The organism is Bradyrhizobium sp. SZCCHNR1017 (assembly GCF_032381375.1).
Lineage (GTDB): Bacteria > Pseudomonadota > Alphaproteobacteria > Rhizobiales > Xanthobacteraceae > Bradyrhizobium.
Map to the genome: position 1 here is coordinate 112047 of NZ_JAUHIR010000012.1, position 14108 is coordinate 126154.

General features: G+C 67.7%; 13 protein-coding genes. 9 read left to right on the forward strand and 4 right to left on the reverse strand.

Annotated features, from left to right (window positions below; genetic code table 11):
* The first annotated feature begins 20 nt into the window (after nt 1-20).
* Nucleotides 21-527 (forward strand): thioesterase family protein, encoded by a 507-nt coding sequence (locus tag QW863_RS26200; RefSeq protein ID WP_315769131.1) that lies wholly within the window; start codon nt 21-23, stop codon nt 525-527.
* 16 nt (nt 528-543) lie between these two features.
* On the opposite strand, the gene QW863_RS26205 is transcribed toward QW863_RS26200, so the two are convergent.
* Entirely contained in the window at nt 544-2082 is a 1539-nt protein-coding gene (locus tag QW863_RS26205; RefSeq protein WP_315713395.1) for a helix-turn-helix domain-containing protein, read from the reverse strand.
* A gap of 159 nt (nt 2083-2241) precedes the next feature.
* Here QW863_RS26205 and QW863_RS26210 point away from each other — a divergent pair, with 159 nt between their 5' ends.
* On the forward strand, nt 2242-3081 hold the full coding sequence (locus QW863_RS26210) for a class I SAM-dependent methyltransferase (protein WP_315713396.1): 840 nt from the start codon (nt 2242-2244) through the stop codon (nt 3079-3081).
* 133 nt (nt 3082-3214) lie between these two features.
* Here the strand turns inward: QW863_RS26210 and QW863_RS26215 are convergent, their stop codons facing one another.
* Nucleotides 3215-4432, reverse strand: a complete 1218-nt coding sequence (locus QW863_RS26215; protein ID WP_315713397.1) for an alpha/beta hydrolase — start codon at nt 4430-4432, stop codon at nt 3215-3217.
* A 282-nt stretch (nt 4433-4714) separates the two neighbouring features.
* Nucleotides 4715-6214: an amidase gene (locus tag QW863_RS26220; RefSeq protein ID WP_315713398.1), complete on the reverse strand. Its 1500-nt coding sequence runs from the start codon at nt 6212-6214 to the stop codon at nt 4715-4717.
* 260 nt (nt 6215-6474) lie between these two features.
* On the opposite strand from QW863_RS26220, the gene QW863_RS26225 reads away from it, so the two are divergent.
* The 4 genes from QW863_RS26225 to QW863_RS26240 all read left to right on the forward strand — a co-directional run bounded on the left by QW863_RS26225 (nt 6475) and on the right by QW863_RS26240 (nt 9543).
* Complete coding sequence (locus QW863_RS26225; protein ID WP_315713399.1) at nt 6475-7314, forward strand: roadblock/LC7 domain-containing protein; 840 nt, start codon at nt 6475-6477, stop codon at nt 7312-7314.
* A 60-nt stretch (nt 7315-7374) separates the two neighbouring features.
* Complete coding sequence (locus tag QW863_RS26230; protein ID WP_315713400.1) at nt 7375-8136, forward strand: MBL fold metallo-hydrolase; 762 nt, start codon at nt 7375-7377, stop codon at nt 8134-8136.
* 64 nt (nt 8137-8200) lie between these two features.
* Nucleotides 8201-8902 carry an OmpA family protein gene (locus tag QW863_RS26235; RefSeq protein WP_315713401.1) on the forward strand — a complete coding sequence of 234 codons (702 nt, stop codon included), beginning with the start codon at nt 8201-8203 and terminating at the stop codon, nt 8900-8902.
* Nucleotides 8899-9543, forward strand: coding sequence for a hypothetical protein (locus QW863_RS26240; protein ID WP_315713402.1), 645 nt, complete (start codon nt 8899-8901; stop codon nt 9541-9543). The genes QW863_RS26235 and QW863_RS26240 overlap by 4 nt, the downstream gene beginning before the upstream one ends.
* A gap of 83 nt (nt 9544-9626) precedes the next feature.
* Here the strand turns inward: QW863_RS26240 and QW863_RS26245 are convergent, their stop codons facing one another.
* Entirely contained in the window at nt 9627-9800 is a 174-nt protein-coding gene (locus QW863_RS26245; protein WP_006614063.1) for a DUF1328 domain-containing protein, read from the reverse strand.
* Between the two features lie 291 nt (nt 9801-10091).
* On the opposite strand from QW863_RS26245, the gene QW863_RS26250 reads away from it, so the two are divergent.
* From QW863_RS26250 to QW863_RS26260, 3 genes are all read left to right on the forward strand, one after another.
* A complete protein-coding gene (locus QW863_RS26250; protein WP_315769134.1) occupies nt 10092-12695 on the forward strand; it encodes an ATP-dependent helicase in 2604 nt (867 codons plus the stop codon).
* A 106-nt stretch (nt 12696-12801) separates the two neighbouring features.
* A complete protein-coding gene (locus QW863_RS26255; protein WP_315713404.1) occupies nt 12802-13218 on the forward strand; it encodes a hypothetical protein in 417 nt (138 codons plus the stop codon).
* Nucleotides 13218-13889 carry an OmpA family protein gene (locus QW863_RS26260; RefSeq protein ID WP_315713405.1) on the forward strand — a complete coding sequence of 224 codons (672 nt, stop codon included), beginning with the start codon at nt 13218-13220 and terminating at the stop codon, nt 13887-13889. The genes QW863_RS26255 and QW863_RS26260 overlap by 1 nt, the downstream gene beginning before the upstream one ends.
* The last annotated feature ends 219 nt before the right edge of the window (nt 13890-14108 follow it).

The window sequence follows — 14108 nt, forward strand, 5'->3', positions numbered from 1 at the left end:
GGGAGCAAACGGAAGAGCCGATGAGCGATAATGCAGTGCCCATACAAGCCGGCGCGGGGCCGTTCCTGTCGTCCATCATGCAGATCGAGCCGCAATGGATCGACTACAACGGCCATCTCAACATGGCCTATTACAACGTGATGTTCGACCGCGCGATCGACCAGCTATGGGCCGAGCTCGGCATCGGACCGGCCTACATGAAGGAACGGCAGGGCTCGACCTTCATCACGGAGTGCCACGTGCGCTATTTGCGCGAGATCCATCTGGGTGATCCGGTGCAGGTCGCGGTCTGGCTGATCGGTGCCGACGAGAAGCGGCTGCACACGTTCGAGGAGCTCCGCCACGCTGACGAAGGCTGGATCTCGGCGAGTTCGGAGGGCATGTCGGTGCATATCGACATGACCAAGCGCAAGGTCGCGCCGTTTCCGCCGGACATCCAGGCCAACATCGCCCGCGTGCTGCAGGCGCATGCTGCGCTGCCGCGTCCCGACGGGCTCGGCCGCGCCATCGGCATGCCGAAGAGATGACGGTGACCGGCCGCCGCTACGCCGGCAGGCCGGCGTCGGACAATCCCTCGAATACCCGGGCCGAATAGGCGTCCGGTAGCGGCGGCATGCCGCGCTGGACCTCGGCCAGGGTCAGGTCCGGATAGCCGGCACGCAGCGCCTGCAGACTGCGCAGGGCCGCGGATCGCTCGCCCGCCAGCACGTGGGACGGGCACATGGTCCGGTGCACCCACAGCGACGACGGGTGCTCGCGCAGGCCGCGCTGCTGCCAGCGCGCCGCCTCCGCGTAGGTCCCGGCGGCGAAATGCGCGCAGCCGATTCCAATGATGGCGTTGAAGGCGAGCGGGTCCTGCGGCGCGAGATCCAGCGCAATCCGAAAGCGCTCGATCGCCGACGCGGCATCGCCGCGATAGACATCGAGCCAGCCGCTGCGGCTCCAGGCCCAGGCGGCACCGCCATCCAGCGCGAGCGCCCGGCCCACCACCTGCTCGGCCTCGGCGAGCTCATCCAGCAAGGTGAGCGCGTTGCCGAGCACGCACAGCACGGTCGCATCCGCAAGCTCGGTCGGCACGCGCTGCGCCAGGGCGCGACCAAGCTGCCGGTCCTGCCCGGGCGCGGTGCCGAAATGATAGACCGCGCGCTGGCCGTAGGCCCAGGCCGCGAGCGCCGTGGCCAGGGCATGACGGGGATCGCGGGCGATGGCCTGATGCAGCAGCTCGAGCGCGCTGCGGTTGCCGTCGGCGTCGAGCGACAGCACGCCGGGCATGGCGCGCAGCGCGAGATCCTGCGCGGTCAGATCCTCATCCGGTTTGCGCAGCGCCCGATCGATCTCGGCGCGGCGCAGGCTTTGCAGCAGCGATGCCGCCACGCGGGCGGCCAACCGTTCGTGACCGTCGGCCTCCCACCGCAGCATGACCTCGCCGCGATGCGCCCATATCAGCCCGCCGCTGTCCTGGTCGATCAGCTGCAGCAGCAGCCGTGACGCGCCATCCCGACCCTGGAGCGACGCGTTCATGCGGTAGCGCGCCGCGCGCGGCTGGGTCGTCACGGCAAATCCCGCGCGGGTCAGCGCCAGCGTGAGCTCGGCCGCGAGGTCGTCCGCCAGCTCGCGCACGCTCGGATCGGTGGCGATCATGGCGAAGGCAATGGTCGGCCGATCGCGCACCGGCGCAATGGTGGTGCGCGACGCGGCGAGCTGCGCCATCAAGACCGCCTGCCGCTTCAGGGTTTCCGACGGCGTCTCGCCGTGGCAGCGACGATAGCCGGCGGCGAAGCGGCCGTAATGCGGGAAGCCGCAGCGCAGCGCGACGTCCATCACCTTCCCGCCGGCGCGCCCCTGCAGAAACTCGACGCGGGCGCGCGCGTAGCCGATCTCCTGCCGGACCATTTGCGGCGACCGGCCGATCGACCTGACGAACTGGCGTTGCAAGGTCCGTCCGGAAACGCCGGCAATCTTCGCCAGATCGGCCAGCGTCCAGCGCCGCCCGAGGTCGTCATGCATCGCTTCGAGCGCGCGGCGCACGCTGCGTGGCAAAGGCTGCCGCGCCGCCAGGGGAACCTGATCTCCGTCCATCATGCGACGACGTCCAATTGCCTATGGGTCATCGGCGGCGCTCGAAAAGTTCACGATCCGGATGGCCGTGTCGCGATCTGGATAGCGCCGCCCGAAGCCTGCCGCGTACGTCTCCACACACCAGCGCGCGCAACAGCGCTGCATTCTCCGGAGGAGACCATCATGACCGCATCAGCTGCAATTCAGGCCGGCGCGACCGCAGAGCCGGATTTCACCGCGCTCAAGGCACGCCAGCACAGCGCGTGGTCGTCCGGCGACTACGCCATCGTCGGCAACACGCTGCAGATCGTCGGCGAGGAACTCTGCGAGGCGCTTGACATCCGCGCCGGCCAGAAGGTGCTCGACGTGGCCGCCGGCAACGGCAACGTCACATTGGCTGCGGCGCGGCGCTGGTGCAACGTCGTCTCGACCGACTACGTGCCTGCCCTGCTCGACCGCGGGCGCCAGCGTGCCGCCGCCGACGGCCTGTCCGTGCAGTTCCAGGAGGCCGATGCCGAGGCGCTTCCGTTCGGCGATGGCACATTCGACGTGGTGGTCTCGACATTCGGCGTGATGTTCACGCCCCGGCAGGAGCGCGCCGCCGCCGAGCTCACCCGGGTGTGCCGCAGCGGCGGCAAGATCGGCCTGGCCAATTGGACCCCCGACGGCTTCATCGGCCAGTTGTTCAAGACGCTCGGCAAATATCTGCCACCGCCCGCCGGCGCCAGATCGCCGGCGCTGTGGGGCACCGAGGCACGCATCCGAGAGATGTTCGCCGATGCCACCGACATTCGCTGCCATCGGCGTCATTTCGCGATGCGCTACCGCTCGCCTGAGCATTTCGTCGACGTGTTCAAGACCTACTATGGCCCGGTGCTCAAGGCCTTCGCTGCGCTTGATGGCGACCGCCAGGCCGATCTCAAGCGCGACATGCTGGCCCTGATCGGGACGCTCAATGGCGCCGAGGACGGCACGATGGTGGTGCCGTCGGAGTATCTCGAAGTGGTCATCATCAAACGCTGAGATCGTCAGCTCTGCATCACCCAGTCCGGCAGGCGCGCGAACCAGGGCTGCGCCTGCTCGAGCTGGCGGGCGAGCCGCAGCAGCCTCGTCTCGTCGCCGAGCCGGCCCATGCGGGCGCGCCAGCGTCCCGCGCTCAGCTCCCGCCGGCCGCCCTCTTCTTCGCAGCACCGGACTTGGCGACGCGCGCCTTCGCGGCGCGCGGCTTGGGACTGGTGGCCCTGACCGCCAAGCGGGCCTGCGGCCGAATGCGGTAGCGTCCCGACCCCACCGGATCGCGGTTGCTGACCTGGTTCTGCGGCACGCCCTGCAGCACCTGGACGATGTCGTCGCGGACCACCGGGAAGATCCGGTAATACTGGTGCTGCTGCGGGTCCTGCTCGAACGTCGTCACATCCGAACAATCGATCGCGGTGACCTTGTCGCTGATGCTGCCCATGTTGTCGGGACCGTCGCTGCCGAGCCGCGGACCGTTGAATTTCGTGCCCGCGCTCAGCGTATTGAGCACCCAATCCTTGGTCGAGTGATAGACCGTGACGCTGCCCGCGGTGCGCGGCAGATATTTCAGCTTCGCCGGGTCGTCGAACGCGTCCGCGTCCTCGTCGGCCGCCGCGAGCACGACCTTGTCGAAGGTCCTGCGCAATCCGGTCAGGGACGGCTGCGTCCCGCCCATCCGCACCATCGCCGGAACGCCGCCGGCCATGGCCGCGCCGGCGACCGGGTCGGGCATCTGCATCAAGGCCTGCAACGCGTTGCGCAGGACATAGACGCCCATGCTGTGACAGATGAGATGAATGCTCTGGTTGCAGCGTTCGCTCTCGGGCAGCCCGTCGACGAAATCATAGAGCCGCCGCAGCGTGCGTGCCACGGCCGGGCCGGATGCCGCCGCCGTCTTGCGATCGTGCTGGTAGTCCACAAAGGGCAGCGGCACGCCGACCAGCGAGGCGACCGACGGCCAACTGAACACGAACATGTTGGCGTCGATCCCGTAGAACGCCGAGATCCACCCGGCGCGTTCGATCGAGTCGACGAAGCTGTTGCTGAAGCCGTGAATGAACGCCAGCGTCGGCCGCGCCTTCGCCAGCATGTCGGCACGCAGGGCGCCGAAGATCGTATTGCTGCCGAGGACCGCACGGGAGCCTTGCGGAAAGATCAGTTGCTCGTCCTCGACATGAAGCGATCCAGGCACCAGGGCATAGCTCGATGCCTGCAGATCGACCGCGATCTCGGCCCGGCCATACCTGATGTTCAAGCCGTTGACGGGACCGAGCTCGGAGCTGAACCCGGTAATCTGATTCGTGCCTTCAGCCGTGATCGGTTGCCTGTTGGTCGCGAAATAGACTGTGACGTTCATGATCCAGCCCTCTGAAAGTATCGCCAATGTGCATGGCACGGCACCGGACCAGCGGACCGTCGGAAGCGACGCGGAGTAGTTTCCGCACGACGGCAGCGACGTGCGATGTGCCGGGTCCGAAGAACGTGGCCGTCCGAAGAACGTCGCCGAGCCGGCGCGGCTTAGGCGACCGCGCTCCACCTAAGATAGAACACCACAAACAGCGCGCACGCAATCGCGATGGACGTGCACGGCGTCGTGCGACGCACGACCGCGCTGCTCGAACCGGCCCGCCGGGTGTGGTCAGCTCTGCATCACCCAGTCCGGCAGGCGCGCGAACCAGGGCTGCGCCTCCTCGAGCTGGCGGGCGAGCTGCAGCAGCCTCGTCTCGTCGCCGAGCCGGCCCACGAACTGCACGCCGAGCGGCAGGCCGTCGGCGGTCCAGTGCAGCGGCACGCTCATCGCCGGCGTGCCCGTGAGATTGGCGAGCTGCGTGAACGGGACATATTGCAGGCTGTCGCGGGCGATCTTGTCGATCATGCCGTCGAGCAGGCCCCAGCGCGTCATCAGCCCGAGCAGGCCGATGCGGTCGAGCATGTCGAGCAGGGTCTGCTCGGCGGTGCTCGGATCGCCCTCGCCGTGCCGGATTGGCGGATGCGCGAGCGTCGGCGTCAGCAGCAGGTCGTAGCGGGCATGGAAGCGCGCCAGCGCCCGCGCGAACTCGTTCCATTTCAGCAGCTGCGTCGTCAGCGCGCCGGCCGAGATCGCGCCGCCGAGCGTCGACAGCACCCGCGTCAGCAGCTCGAACTCCTCGCGCCTGGCGCCCTTGCCGCGCGCGTCGGCGACCAGCGCCGCGACCTGGCCGAAATAGATGTGCAGGAACGCTGTCGCGAGCGCGGCGCCATCGATGTCGGGCGAGGCCTCCTCGACCTCGTGACCAAGGCCCTGCAGCAGCTTCACGGCGTTGTCGACCGCAAGCTTCGCCTCGGCATGCACCTCGGTCCCGATCGGCGACGCCACCGTGTAGCCGATGCGCAGGCGGCCGGGATCGCGGGCCACCGCGTTGGTGTAGACCACGCCCGGCTCGGCGGTGAGAAAGGGATCACCGGGCTCGCCGCCCGCGATGACGTCGAGCGCGAGCGCGGTGTCGCGGACGCTGCGCGACACCACGCCCTCGCTGGATGCGCCGAACCAGTACTCGCCGAAGCCGGGCCCTGACGAGATCAGCCCGCGCGATGGCTTCAGGCCGAACAGGCCGCAGCAGGCGGCGGGAATGCGGATCGAGCCGCCGCCGTCATTGCCGGCGGCCATCGGCACGACGCCCGAAGCGACCGCCGCCGCAGCGCCGCCGCTGGAGCCGCCGGGCGTATGTGCGGGATTCCAGGGGTTGCTGACGCGGCCGAAGGCGCGGGAGTCGCTGACGCCCTTCAGCGCGAGCTCCGGCAGGTTGGTCTTGCCGAAGATCACCAGGCCGGCCTCGAGATACCGCCTGACGACCGAGGCATGCTCGCCGGCGACGAATCCGGATAGCGCCTTGCTGCCATAGGCCGTCGGCAGGCCCGCATAGTCCTGGGCGCAGTCCTTGATCAGGAACGGTACGCCGGTGAGCGGGCCGTTGGCGGGCTTGGCGAGCTGCGCGCGGGCCTCGCGCTCCATCAGCCTGCAGACCGCGTTGGTCCTCGGCTGGGCCCGCTCGTTCTGCGCCAGCGCGAGCTGAAGCAGCTCGGCCGCATTGGTCTCGCCGCCCTTCACCGCGGCGGCAAGCGCCGTCGCATCGCGCTGCACATAGTCCCGGACGTTCACATTGCCCTCCCCGCGCCGCCATTCGTCGCCGTGATCGTAGCTGATTCTGGCTGCGACCGAGGCGCAGTTGCGCCGAACGCGGCGGCAATACGGCGCATTGGCGGCAATCGTGGCCCCACCATGATCTACTGCGGTCGATTTGAGGGCGGGATTACGCAGTCTGGTCCTGATTTTAGTAGATTTGATTCAGATCATTCGTCCTGTCCCTTGCACCGACCTAACCTTATGCATCGTTAGTTGCGTAGAGTGACGAGAGAGCGATGGGACGCCTCGCAAGCCTGCTGAGCCGAGCGCACGGTCCGCATGAGGATGCGGCAGCCCTGCCCGTGACCACCGCCGACTACTTCATCCTGCTGTCGCGCGCGATGGAGAGCCTGCCGGATTCCACCCCCGAACGCCGCGCCGAAGTCTACCAGTCGGCCCGCCAGGCGCTGGTGACCCAGTTGCAGGCGATGGATCCGCCGGTCTCGCGATCACGCATCAAGGCCGAGCAGCGCGCGCTCGACGATGCGGTTGATACGATCGAGACGCGCGCGCTGACGGCGCCGGACGGCAGTCCGGAACAGACGACGACGCTGGTCCCGGATGACCCGCTGTATCCCTCCTTCGTTACTACACAAATCGACATTCCGACCGCTTCCGTTTCAACAGCCCAAGATGATGACCAGGACCCCGCCATGGCTCAAACCCAGTTTCATTCCAAGTTTGCCCCGCGCGCCGTCGAGGAGAAGCCGATGTCACGACTCGATGAAATCAACCGGGTGCTGCGCAAGCTGCAGAGCGACTCGTTCGGGGTCGAGGCCTGCGCGCTGATCTCGGAGGACGGGCTGATGATCGCGAGCGTGCTCGCGGCCGACATGGAGGAGACGCGGGTTGCCGGCATGACCGCGACCTTGCTGTCGCTCGGCGGCCGCGCCGCCATGGAGCTCGGCCGCAGCCATCTGCAGGAGGTCATCATCCGCGGCGAGTCCGGCTATGCCGTGCTGGTCAGCGCCGGCCGTGGCGCGCTGCTGCTCGCGCTCACCAACGAGAACAGCAAGCTCGGGCTGACCTTCTTCGACATGCGCGAAGCCGTCAGATCGCTGCAGAAGGTACTGTAGCGCACCGTCGTCCAATGAGCCGGCGCGCTGCGATGGCGCGGCGCCGGCGGGAGTAGTTTCATGGCCAATACCGTCCTCTACGACGACGGCGTTCACAAGAACATTCTGCTGGAGGATTTCGGCGCCGGCGACCACGCGGTGCAGGCGAACCAGCATCTGATCATCCACGACCGCGTCGGCATGCTGCTCGATCCGGGCGGCCACAAGGTCTATTCCAGGGTGCTCAGCGAGACCTTCAGCGAGCTCTCGGGCGGGCGGCTGAAATATCTGTTCCTGTCGCACCAGGATCCCGACATCGTCGCGGCGATCAACGGCTGGCTGATGACGACCGACGCCGACGCCTACATCTCCGAGCTGTGGACCCGCTTCGTGCCGCATTTCGGCTTCGACCACATCGTTGCCCACCGGCTGAAGCCGATCCCCGACGAGGGCATGGTGTTCGATCTCGCGGGCAGCAGGCTGTACGCGCTGCCGGCGCACTTCCTGCACAGTGAGGGCAATTTCCAGCTCTACGATCCGATCTCGAAGATCCTCTACAGCGGCGACCTCGGCGCCTCGATCGGCGTCGACTACACCGTCGTGCGCGACTTCAAGGCGCATACGCGCTTCATGGAGGGCTTTCACCGGCGCTACATGGTCTCCAACCGCGTCATGAAGGCGTGGGCGCAGATGGTCAGCACGCTCGACATCGAGATCATCGCCCCGCAGCACGGCGCGCTGTTTCCGGATGCTACGATGTCGCGCCAGTTCATCGCGTGGTGCGCGGGGCTCGAATGCGGCATCGACCTGATCACGCCGAAATTCAAGGTGCCCGTGGGCTGACATGCTGGCGCCCTCCCCGAACTCCGCTCTGCCTTCGACCGCCATGCGCATCGATGCGTGCACCGTGGCCGGCGAGGAGGCGCCGGTCTGGCTCGCCGCGGCCTTCGCCGTCGCCGGCACGCTGATCGCCGTCATGTCGGCAGCGCTCTGGCAGCAAGGCACCGCCACGCCGCCGGTCGCGACGGCCGCAATGCCGGTGACGGCCGTGCCGCAGCGCGACGCCCCCGTTGCCGACGCGGCACCCAAGCGACGGGAGGCGCGGATCGTCGACCCGGCACCGGTCGCGACGCCGCCGATGCCGCCCGCGATCGCTCCCGCCGTGATCGCTCCACCGACACCGCCGGTCGCCCCGGCAGCGCCCCCGGAGCCCCAGACACCCGCGAAGCCCTCCGCCGAGTGCTTCGCGCCGCTGGCGGTCGGCTTCGAGCGCGGCAGCGCACGACCGAACCCTGCCGACATGAAGCGGTCGCTGGCGATCCTGCAACGCGCGCTCGCGCGCCACGGTGAGGCGACCATCATCATCGAGGGGCATACCGATGCCAGCGGCACCGAGGATCTGAACGTGCTGCTCAGCTATTCGCGTGCCAAGGAGATCGCGGCCCAGTTGAAGCGCGAGGGCCTCCCCGCGCAGCGGATGTCGGTGCGCGCGGCCGGCGCCGGCGAGGCGCGCGGCGATGCCCAGGCGGTCGCGGGCGACCGCAAGGCCGTGCTGCGCATTGCGGGCGTCGATGATTGCAGTCAACTCACAGCGACGAAGCGACCATGACGATCTATGCCATCGTGAGCGGCCTCGGCGCCGCCATTCTGCTCTTGACCTCGGGCTATCTGTTCGGCGCCCGCCAGGGCGCGCTGTCCCGCGAGCTGTTGCGCCGGCAGGTGCAGATGCAGGCGGCCAGCCTCGACCAGTTGCAGGAGCAGAGCAGCCACGACGCCATCGAGCGGGAGACCAGCCTGCGCAGCGCGATCGAAGATGTGCTGGCGCCGCTGGTCGAGCGTGAGCGCATCTCGCTGGATCTGGCGCAGCTCGCGAGCCGGCCGGGCCGGCGCCGCGAGCTGGTGCCGCTGCTCGACCGCATCGCCGAAGTCGGCCGCTTCCAGACCGTGCTGCTCACCAACGAGGAAGGCTTGCCGCTCGCGGCCAATACGACCGCACACCGCACCGAGCAGCTTGCGGCGGCGGCGACGCGGCTTGCGCTCGTGGCGGAGAAGATCGCCGACGAGACCCACATCGCGCCGTTGTCGGTGATGCTGCGCGACGCCTCGGAGGCGACGACGCTGTGCCGGATCTTCCGCGTGCAGGACCAGACGCTCACTCTGACCGCGCTCTCCAACGATACGCGCCTCGCCTCCGTGGCGCTCGATCCCGCCCTCGCCAAGGTGCAGGTCGCGCTGACGGCCCCGGCCTGACACCTCCTCAAAACGCAAAGGGCGCAGCACCTCTTGCGAGGCACTGCGCCCTTCGCCGACCTCATTGTCAGGGATGAGGCCGACTACACGCGGCTGCGGCCGCGGGCGAGGCCCACGACGGCCGAAACCAGAAACAGCACGATGGCGATGAAGAAGATGATCTTGGCGATCTCGATCGACGCACCGGCGATGCCGCCGAAGCCGAGGATGCCGGCGATCAATGCGATAACCAGGAAGGTGACAACCCAGCCTAACATGACACGACCTCTGTCTCTCGATTGCGGTTCAAAGCGACGCGGAGCTTGCGCCGTTGCCAGGACAATCGTGGCTCGGAACAAAGGTTCCGGGCGCGCGGGCCGCTAAAAATTCGCGATTTGCCGGAACAAACGCCCATCGAAGCTGGAGCGGCGTCCGTCTGCCCCGAATTAGGGCTGTAAAATGCCCCCGCCGGCCCCATATAGCCGTCAATCCCTGCTATGAGGGCTCCTTCCTGCAGACCTCGTGATGCCGTCATATGATGCCATCCGAGGGACGAGACTGATTCGCTGATGACCGAGCCCAACCGCGTGAGCCCCTTTCCTGCGCCTGACCACCAGCCCGTTGCCGGCGGCATCGCCGCGCGCGCCCGCGCCGCCGCGACCGGTGGCGCGCGCTATCTGGCCGGCCTCAATCCGGAGCAACGCGAGGCGGTCGAAACGCTCGATGGCCCGGTGCTCGTGCTCGCCGGCGCAGGCACCGGCAAGACCCGTGTGCTGACCACGCGCATCGCGCATATCCTGAGCCAAGGCCGCGCCCGGCCGAGCGAGATCCTGTCGGTGACCTTCACCAACAAGGCCGCACGCGAGATGAAGACGCGGCTTGCCGAGATGCTCGGACAGGCGGTCGAGGGCATGCCCTGGCTCGGCACCTTCCACTCGATCTCCGGCCGCATCCTGCGCAGCCATGCCGAGCTGGTGCAGCTCAAGTCCAATTTCACCGTGCTCGACGTCGATGACCAGATCCGCCTGCTCAAGCAGTTGCTGCAAGCCGAGAACATCGACGACAAGCGCTGGCCGGCGCGCATGCTGGCCGGCCTGATCGACGGCTGGAAGAACCGCGGCCTGGCGCCGTCCCAGGTGCCTTCGGGCGAGGCCGCCGTGTTCGCCAACGGCAAGGGCGGCAAGCTCTATGCGAGCTACCAGGAACGGCTGAAGATCCTCAACGCCGCCGATTTCGGCGACCTGCTGCTGGAGAGCATCCGGCTGTTCCGCGAGAACCCTGACGTGCTGCGGCAATATCAGAGCCGCTTCAAGTTCATCCTGGTCGACGAGTATCAGGACACCAACGTCGCGCAATATCTGTGGCTGCGGCTGCTGTCGCAGGCGCCGAGTTCGTCGCGTGCCGTCGCCCCATCCTCCGTCACTCCGGGGCGGCTCGAAGAGCCGAACCCGGAATCCCGCGCTGAGGATAGCCAACTGCGAGATTCCGGGTTCGCACCTGGCGGTGCGCCCCGGAATGACGACGACGCCGCGCAGGGCGCCACGCCGCCGCTCAAGAACATCTGCTGCGTCGGCGACGACGATCAGTCGATCTATGGCTGGCGCGGCGCCGAGGTCGACAACATCCTGCGCTTCGAGCACGACTTCCCCGGCGCCAAGGTCATTCGCCTCGAGCGCAACTACCGCTCCACGGGTCACATCCTCGCCGCCGCCTCGCACCTCATCACCCACAATGAAGGCCGGCTCGGCAAGACCTTGCATACCGAGGACGTCGAGGGCGAGAAGGTCACCGTCACCGGCGCCTGGGATTCCGAAGAGGAAGCGCGCGGCATCGGCGAGGAGATCGAGGAGCTGCAGCGCAAGGGCGAGCATCTCAACGACATCGCGATCCTGGTGCGCGCGTCCTACCAGATGCGCGAGTTCGAAGACCGCTTCGTCACGCTCGGCCTGCCCTATCGCGTGATCGGCGGCCCGCGCTTCTACGAGCGCGCCGAGATCCGCGACGCGCTGGCTTACTTGCGCGTCATCAACTCGCCGGCCGACGATCTCGCCTTCGAGCGCATCGTCAACGTGCCCAAGCGCGGGCTCGGCGATGCCACGGTGCAGATGCTGCACGACCATGCCCGCAAGCGCCGCATCCCGCTGTTCGAGGCGGCGCGCGCGGTGGTCGAGACCGACGAGCTGAAGCCGAAGGCGCGCGGCTCGCTGCGCGGGCTGATCCTGCAGTTCGAGCGCTGGCGCGCCCAGCGCGAGGTGACGCCGCATACCGAGCTCGCCGAGATCGTGCTCGACGAGAGCGGCTACACCGAGATGTGGCAGAAGGACCGCTCGGCCGATGCGGCCGGGCGACTGGACAACCTCAAGGAGCTCGTCCGCTCGATGGAGGAGTTCGAGAACCTGCACGGCTTCCTCGAGCACATCTCGCTGGTGATGGACCGCGAGGGCGCGGCCGACGAGGAAGCGGTGTCGCTGATGACCCTGCACTCCGCCAAGGGGCTGGAGTTCGACAACGTGTTCCTGCCGGGCTGGGAGGAAGGGCTATTCCCGAGCCAGCGCACGCTCGACGAGCAGGGCCGCGCCGGCCTGGAAGAGGAGCGCCGCCTCGCCCATGTCGGCCTGACCCGCGCGCGGCGTCGGGCAAAAATCTATTTCGCCACCAACCGCCGCATCCACGGCACCTGGACCACCACGATCCCGTCGCGCTTTCTCGACGAGCTGCCCGCGGCGAGCGTCGAGATCACCGAGTCGAAGGGCGGCTCGGGCTGGGGCGGCGCCGGGGGCTACGGCCCGTCGCGCTTCGACAATGTCGAGTCGTTCGGATCGAGCTATTCCACGCCGGGTTGGCAGCGCGCTCAGGCACGTCGGCCGGGCGCGGCGCGCGGTTCGTCGGAGGGCGGCTTCAAGGAAGAGCCGTCGCCGTTCTCGGGCCGTGATCCGTTCGGCAGCGGCTTCGGCGGTCATTTCGGCCGTGGCAAGCGCGGACCGATGACCATCGAGGGCGAGCTGGTGGCGAAATCCACCGGCACGACATCGGAATTCGCCCTCGACGACCGCGTCTTCCATCAGAAGTTCGGCTATGGCCGCGTCGTCAAGATCGACGGCAACAAGCTGACCATCGCCTTCGACAAGGCCGGCGAGAAGCACGTCGTCGACAGCTTCGTGCAGCGGGCGTGACCTGACCGCCACGCGCTTGCGGCGTAGCCGCTCGCCACGATCGAACTTCACACTTCGCCTTGGTTAGGCCTTGACCGTGGCAGCGTGCATCGTATGAGATGCAATCATGGTCCGGGGATACATTCTGTTGAGTGTTGCGGTCGCGCTGTGTGTGCCCTCGCTGGCGGCGGCGCAGACGATGAGCTTTGGCGATTCCGCGGGGCTGATCGCGTCGAGCTGCGGTGCGGACATCACCGCCAATTGCCGCGGCGTCAATCTCGACTCCAACCGCCTCAAGGAATGCCTCTCGCGCAACCAGGACGTGGTCTCCGCGCAGTGCAAGGCGACCTATTTCAAGGCGTTCGAGGCGATCCAGAAGCGCATCGCGGCACGGGTCACGGTCGCCAACGCCTGCCAGCGCGAGATCGTCAAGCTGTGTGGCGGCTCCACGAAGGAGACGAGCAAATCGATCCCGTGCCTGATGACGGCCAACGGCGTGAGCGCCCGGTGTCAGCAGGCGATGGGCGAAGCGGGGTATCGCTGATGCGGCGGACCGCGAGATCATTGCTGTCAGGGCCGATCGTGGCTTCGCTGATGGCCGCGAGCGCGCCCGCCTGGTCGCAGGAGCCGGGTCGCGAGGACATCGTGCGCCAGCTCGGCCGCTTCGAAACCGCACCCACGCTGGATCTGCCGGCGCTGAAGCAGCAGACGCAGGAGCGTTCCAGGTCGCGCGGGCGCAACGAGCCACCGCCGCAGAAGCGTCCGCCGATCGCGCCGGAGCTGATGAATCTGCCGGCCTTCAACGTCGACATCCAGTTCGACGTGGACACGCCGATCGTGCGCCCGGAATCGTACCAGACCGTCGGGCGGATCGCCGATGCGATGGTGTATTCCGATCTGCTGCCCTACACCTTCCTCATCGTCGGCCATGTCGAGGCCAACGGCAAGCGCGAGGCCAACGTCATCCTGAGCCAGCGCCGCGCCGACGCGATCCGCGACATCCTGGCGAACACCTTCAAGATCTCGGTCAAGCGGCTGCAATCGATCGGACTTGGCGAGGAGCAGTTGCTCGACCCGTCCAAGCCGACCGCCGCCGTCAATCAGCAGATCCAGATCATCCCGATCGCAAAGACCGTCGAAGAGGCCGCGCCGCCGCCTTCGGCCCCTGCCCCGGCAGCGCCCCACAAGCAGGCCCCGCGCAAGCATCGCAGTTGATGCAATTGAGACCTGCGCTGAGGCCATGAACCCAGCGCGCTGCAGGTGCGACTGTTGTCTCAGCAGGTTGCCGATACGCTATTCCCGACAGGCGCCAATGGAACCTGTTTTCGAGTGGGGTGCCCGGCAGTGCGGCTGGACCGCGATTGCCGGGTTTGTCGATGCAGCCGCTTGATGGTATAGCCCCCTCTTTGCGGCCGTCGATTGAGCGGCGGTCGA

What these genes read in the sequence shown, in the direction of transcription:
- QW863_RS26200 (WP_315769131.1), top strand. Translation starts at nt 21, where the DNA reads ATGAGCGATAATGCAGTGCCCATACAAGCCGGCGCGGGGCCGTTCCTG.
- QW863_RS26205 (WP_315713395.1), bottom strand. Translation starts at nt 2,082, where the DNA reads ATGATGGACGGAGATCAGGTTCCCCTGGCGGCGCGGCAGCCTTTGCCA.
- QW863_RS26210 (WP_315713396.1), top strand. Translation starts at nt 2,242, where the DNA reads ATGACCGCATCAGCTGCAATTCAGGCCGGCGCGACCGCAGAGCCGGAT.
- QW863_RS26215 (WP_315713397.1), bottom strand. Translation starts at nt 4,432, where the DNA reads ATGAACGTCACAGTCTATTTCGCGACCAACAGGCAACCGATCACGGCT.
- QW863_RS26225 (WP_315713399.1), top strand. Translation starts at nt 6,475, where the DNA reads ATGGGACGCCTCGCAAGCCTGCTGAGCCGAGCGCACGGTCCGCATGAG.
- QW863_RS26230 (WP_315713400.1), top strand. Translation starts at nt 7,375, where the DNA reads ATGGCCAATACCGTCCTCTACGACGACGGCGTTCACAAGAACATTCTG.
- QW863_RS26240 (WP_315713402.1), top strand. Translation starts at nt 8,899, where the DNA reads ATGACGATCTATGCCATCGTGAGCGGCCTCGGCGCCGCCATTCTGCTC.
- QW863_RS26245 (WP_006614063.1), bottom strand. Translation starts at nt 9,800, where the DNA reads ATGTTAGGCTGGGTTGTCACCTTCCTGGTTATCGCATTGATCGCCGGC.
- QW863_RS26250 (WP_315769134.1), top strand. Translation starts at nt 10,092, where the DNA reads ATGACCGAGCCCAACCGCGTGAGCCCCTTTCCTGCGCCTGACCACCAG.
- QW863_RS26255 (WP_315713404.1), top strand. Translation starts at nt 12,802, where the DNA reads ATGGTCCGGGGATACATTCTGTTGAGTGTTGCGGTCGCGCTGTGTGTG.
- QW863_RS26260 (WP_315713405.1), top strand. Translation starts at nt 13,218, where the DNA reads ATGCGGCGGACCGCGAGATCATTGCTGTCAGGGCCGATCGTGGCTTCG.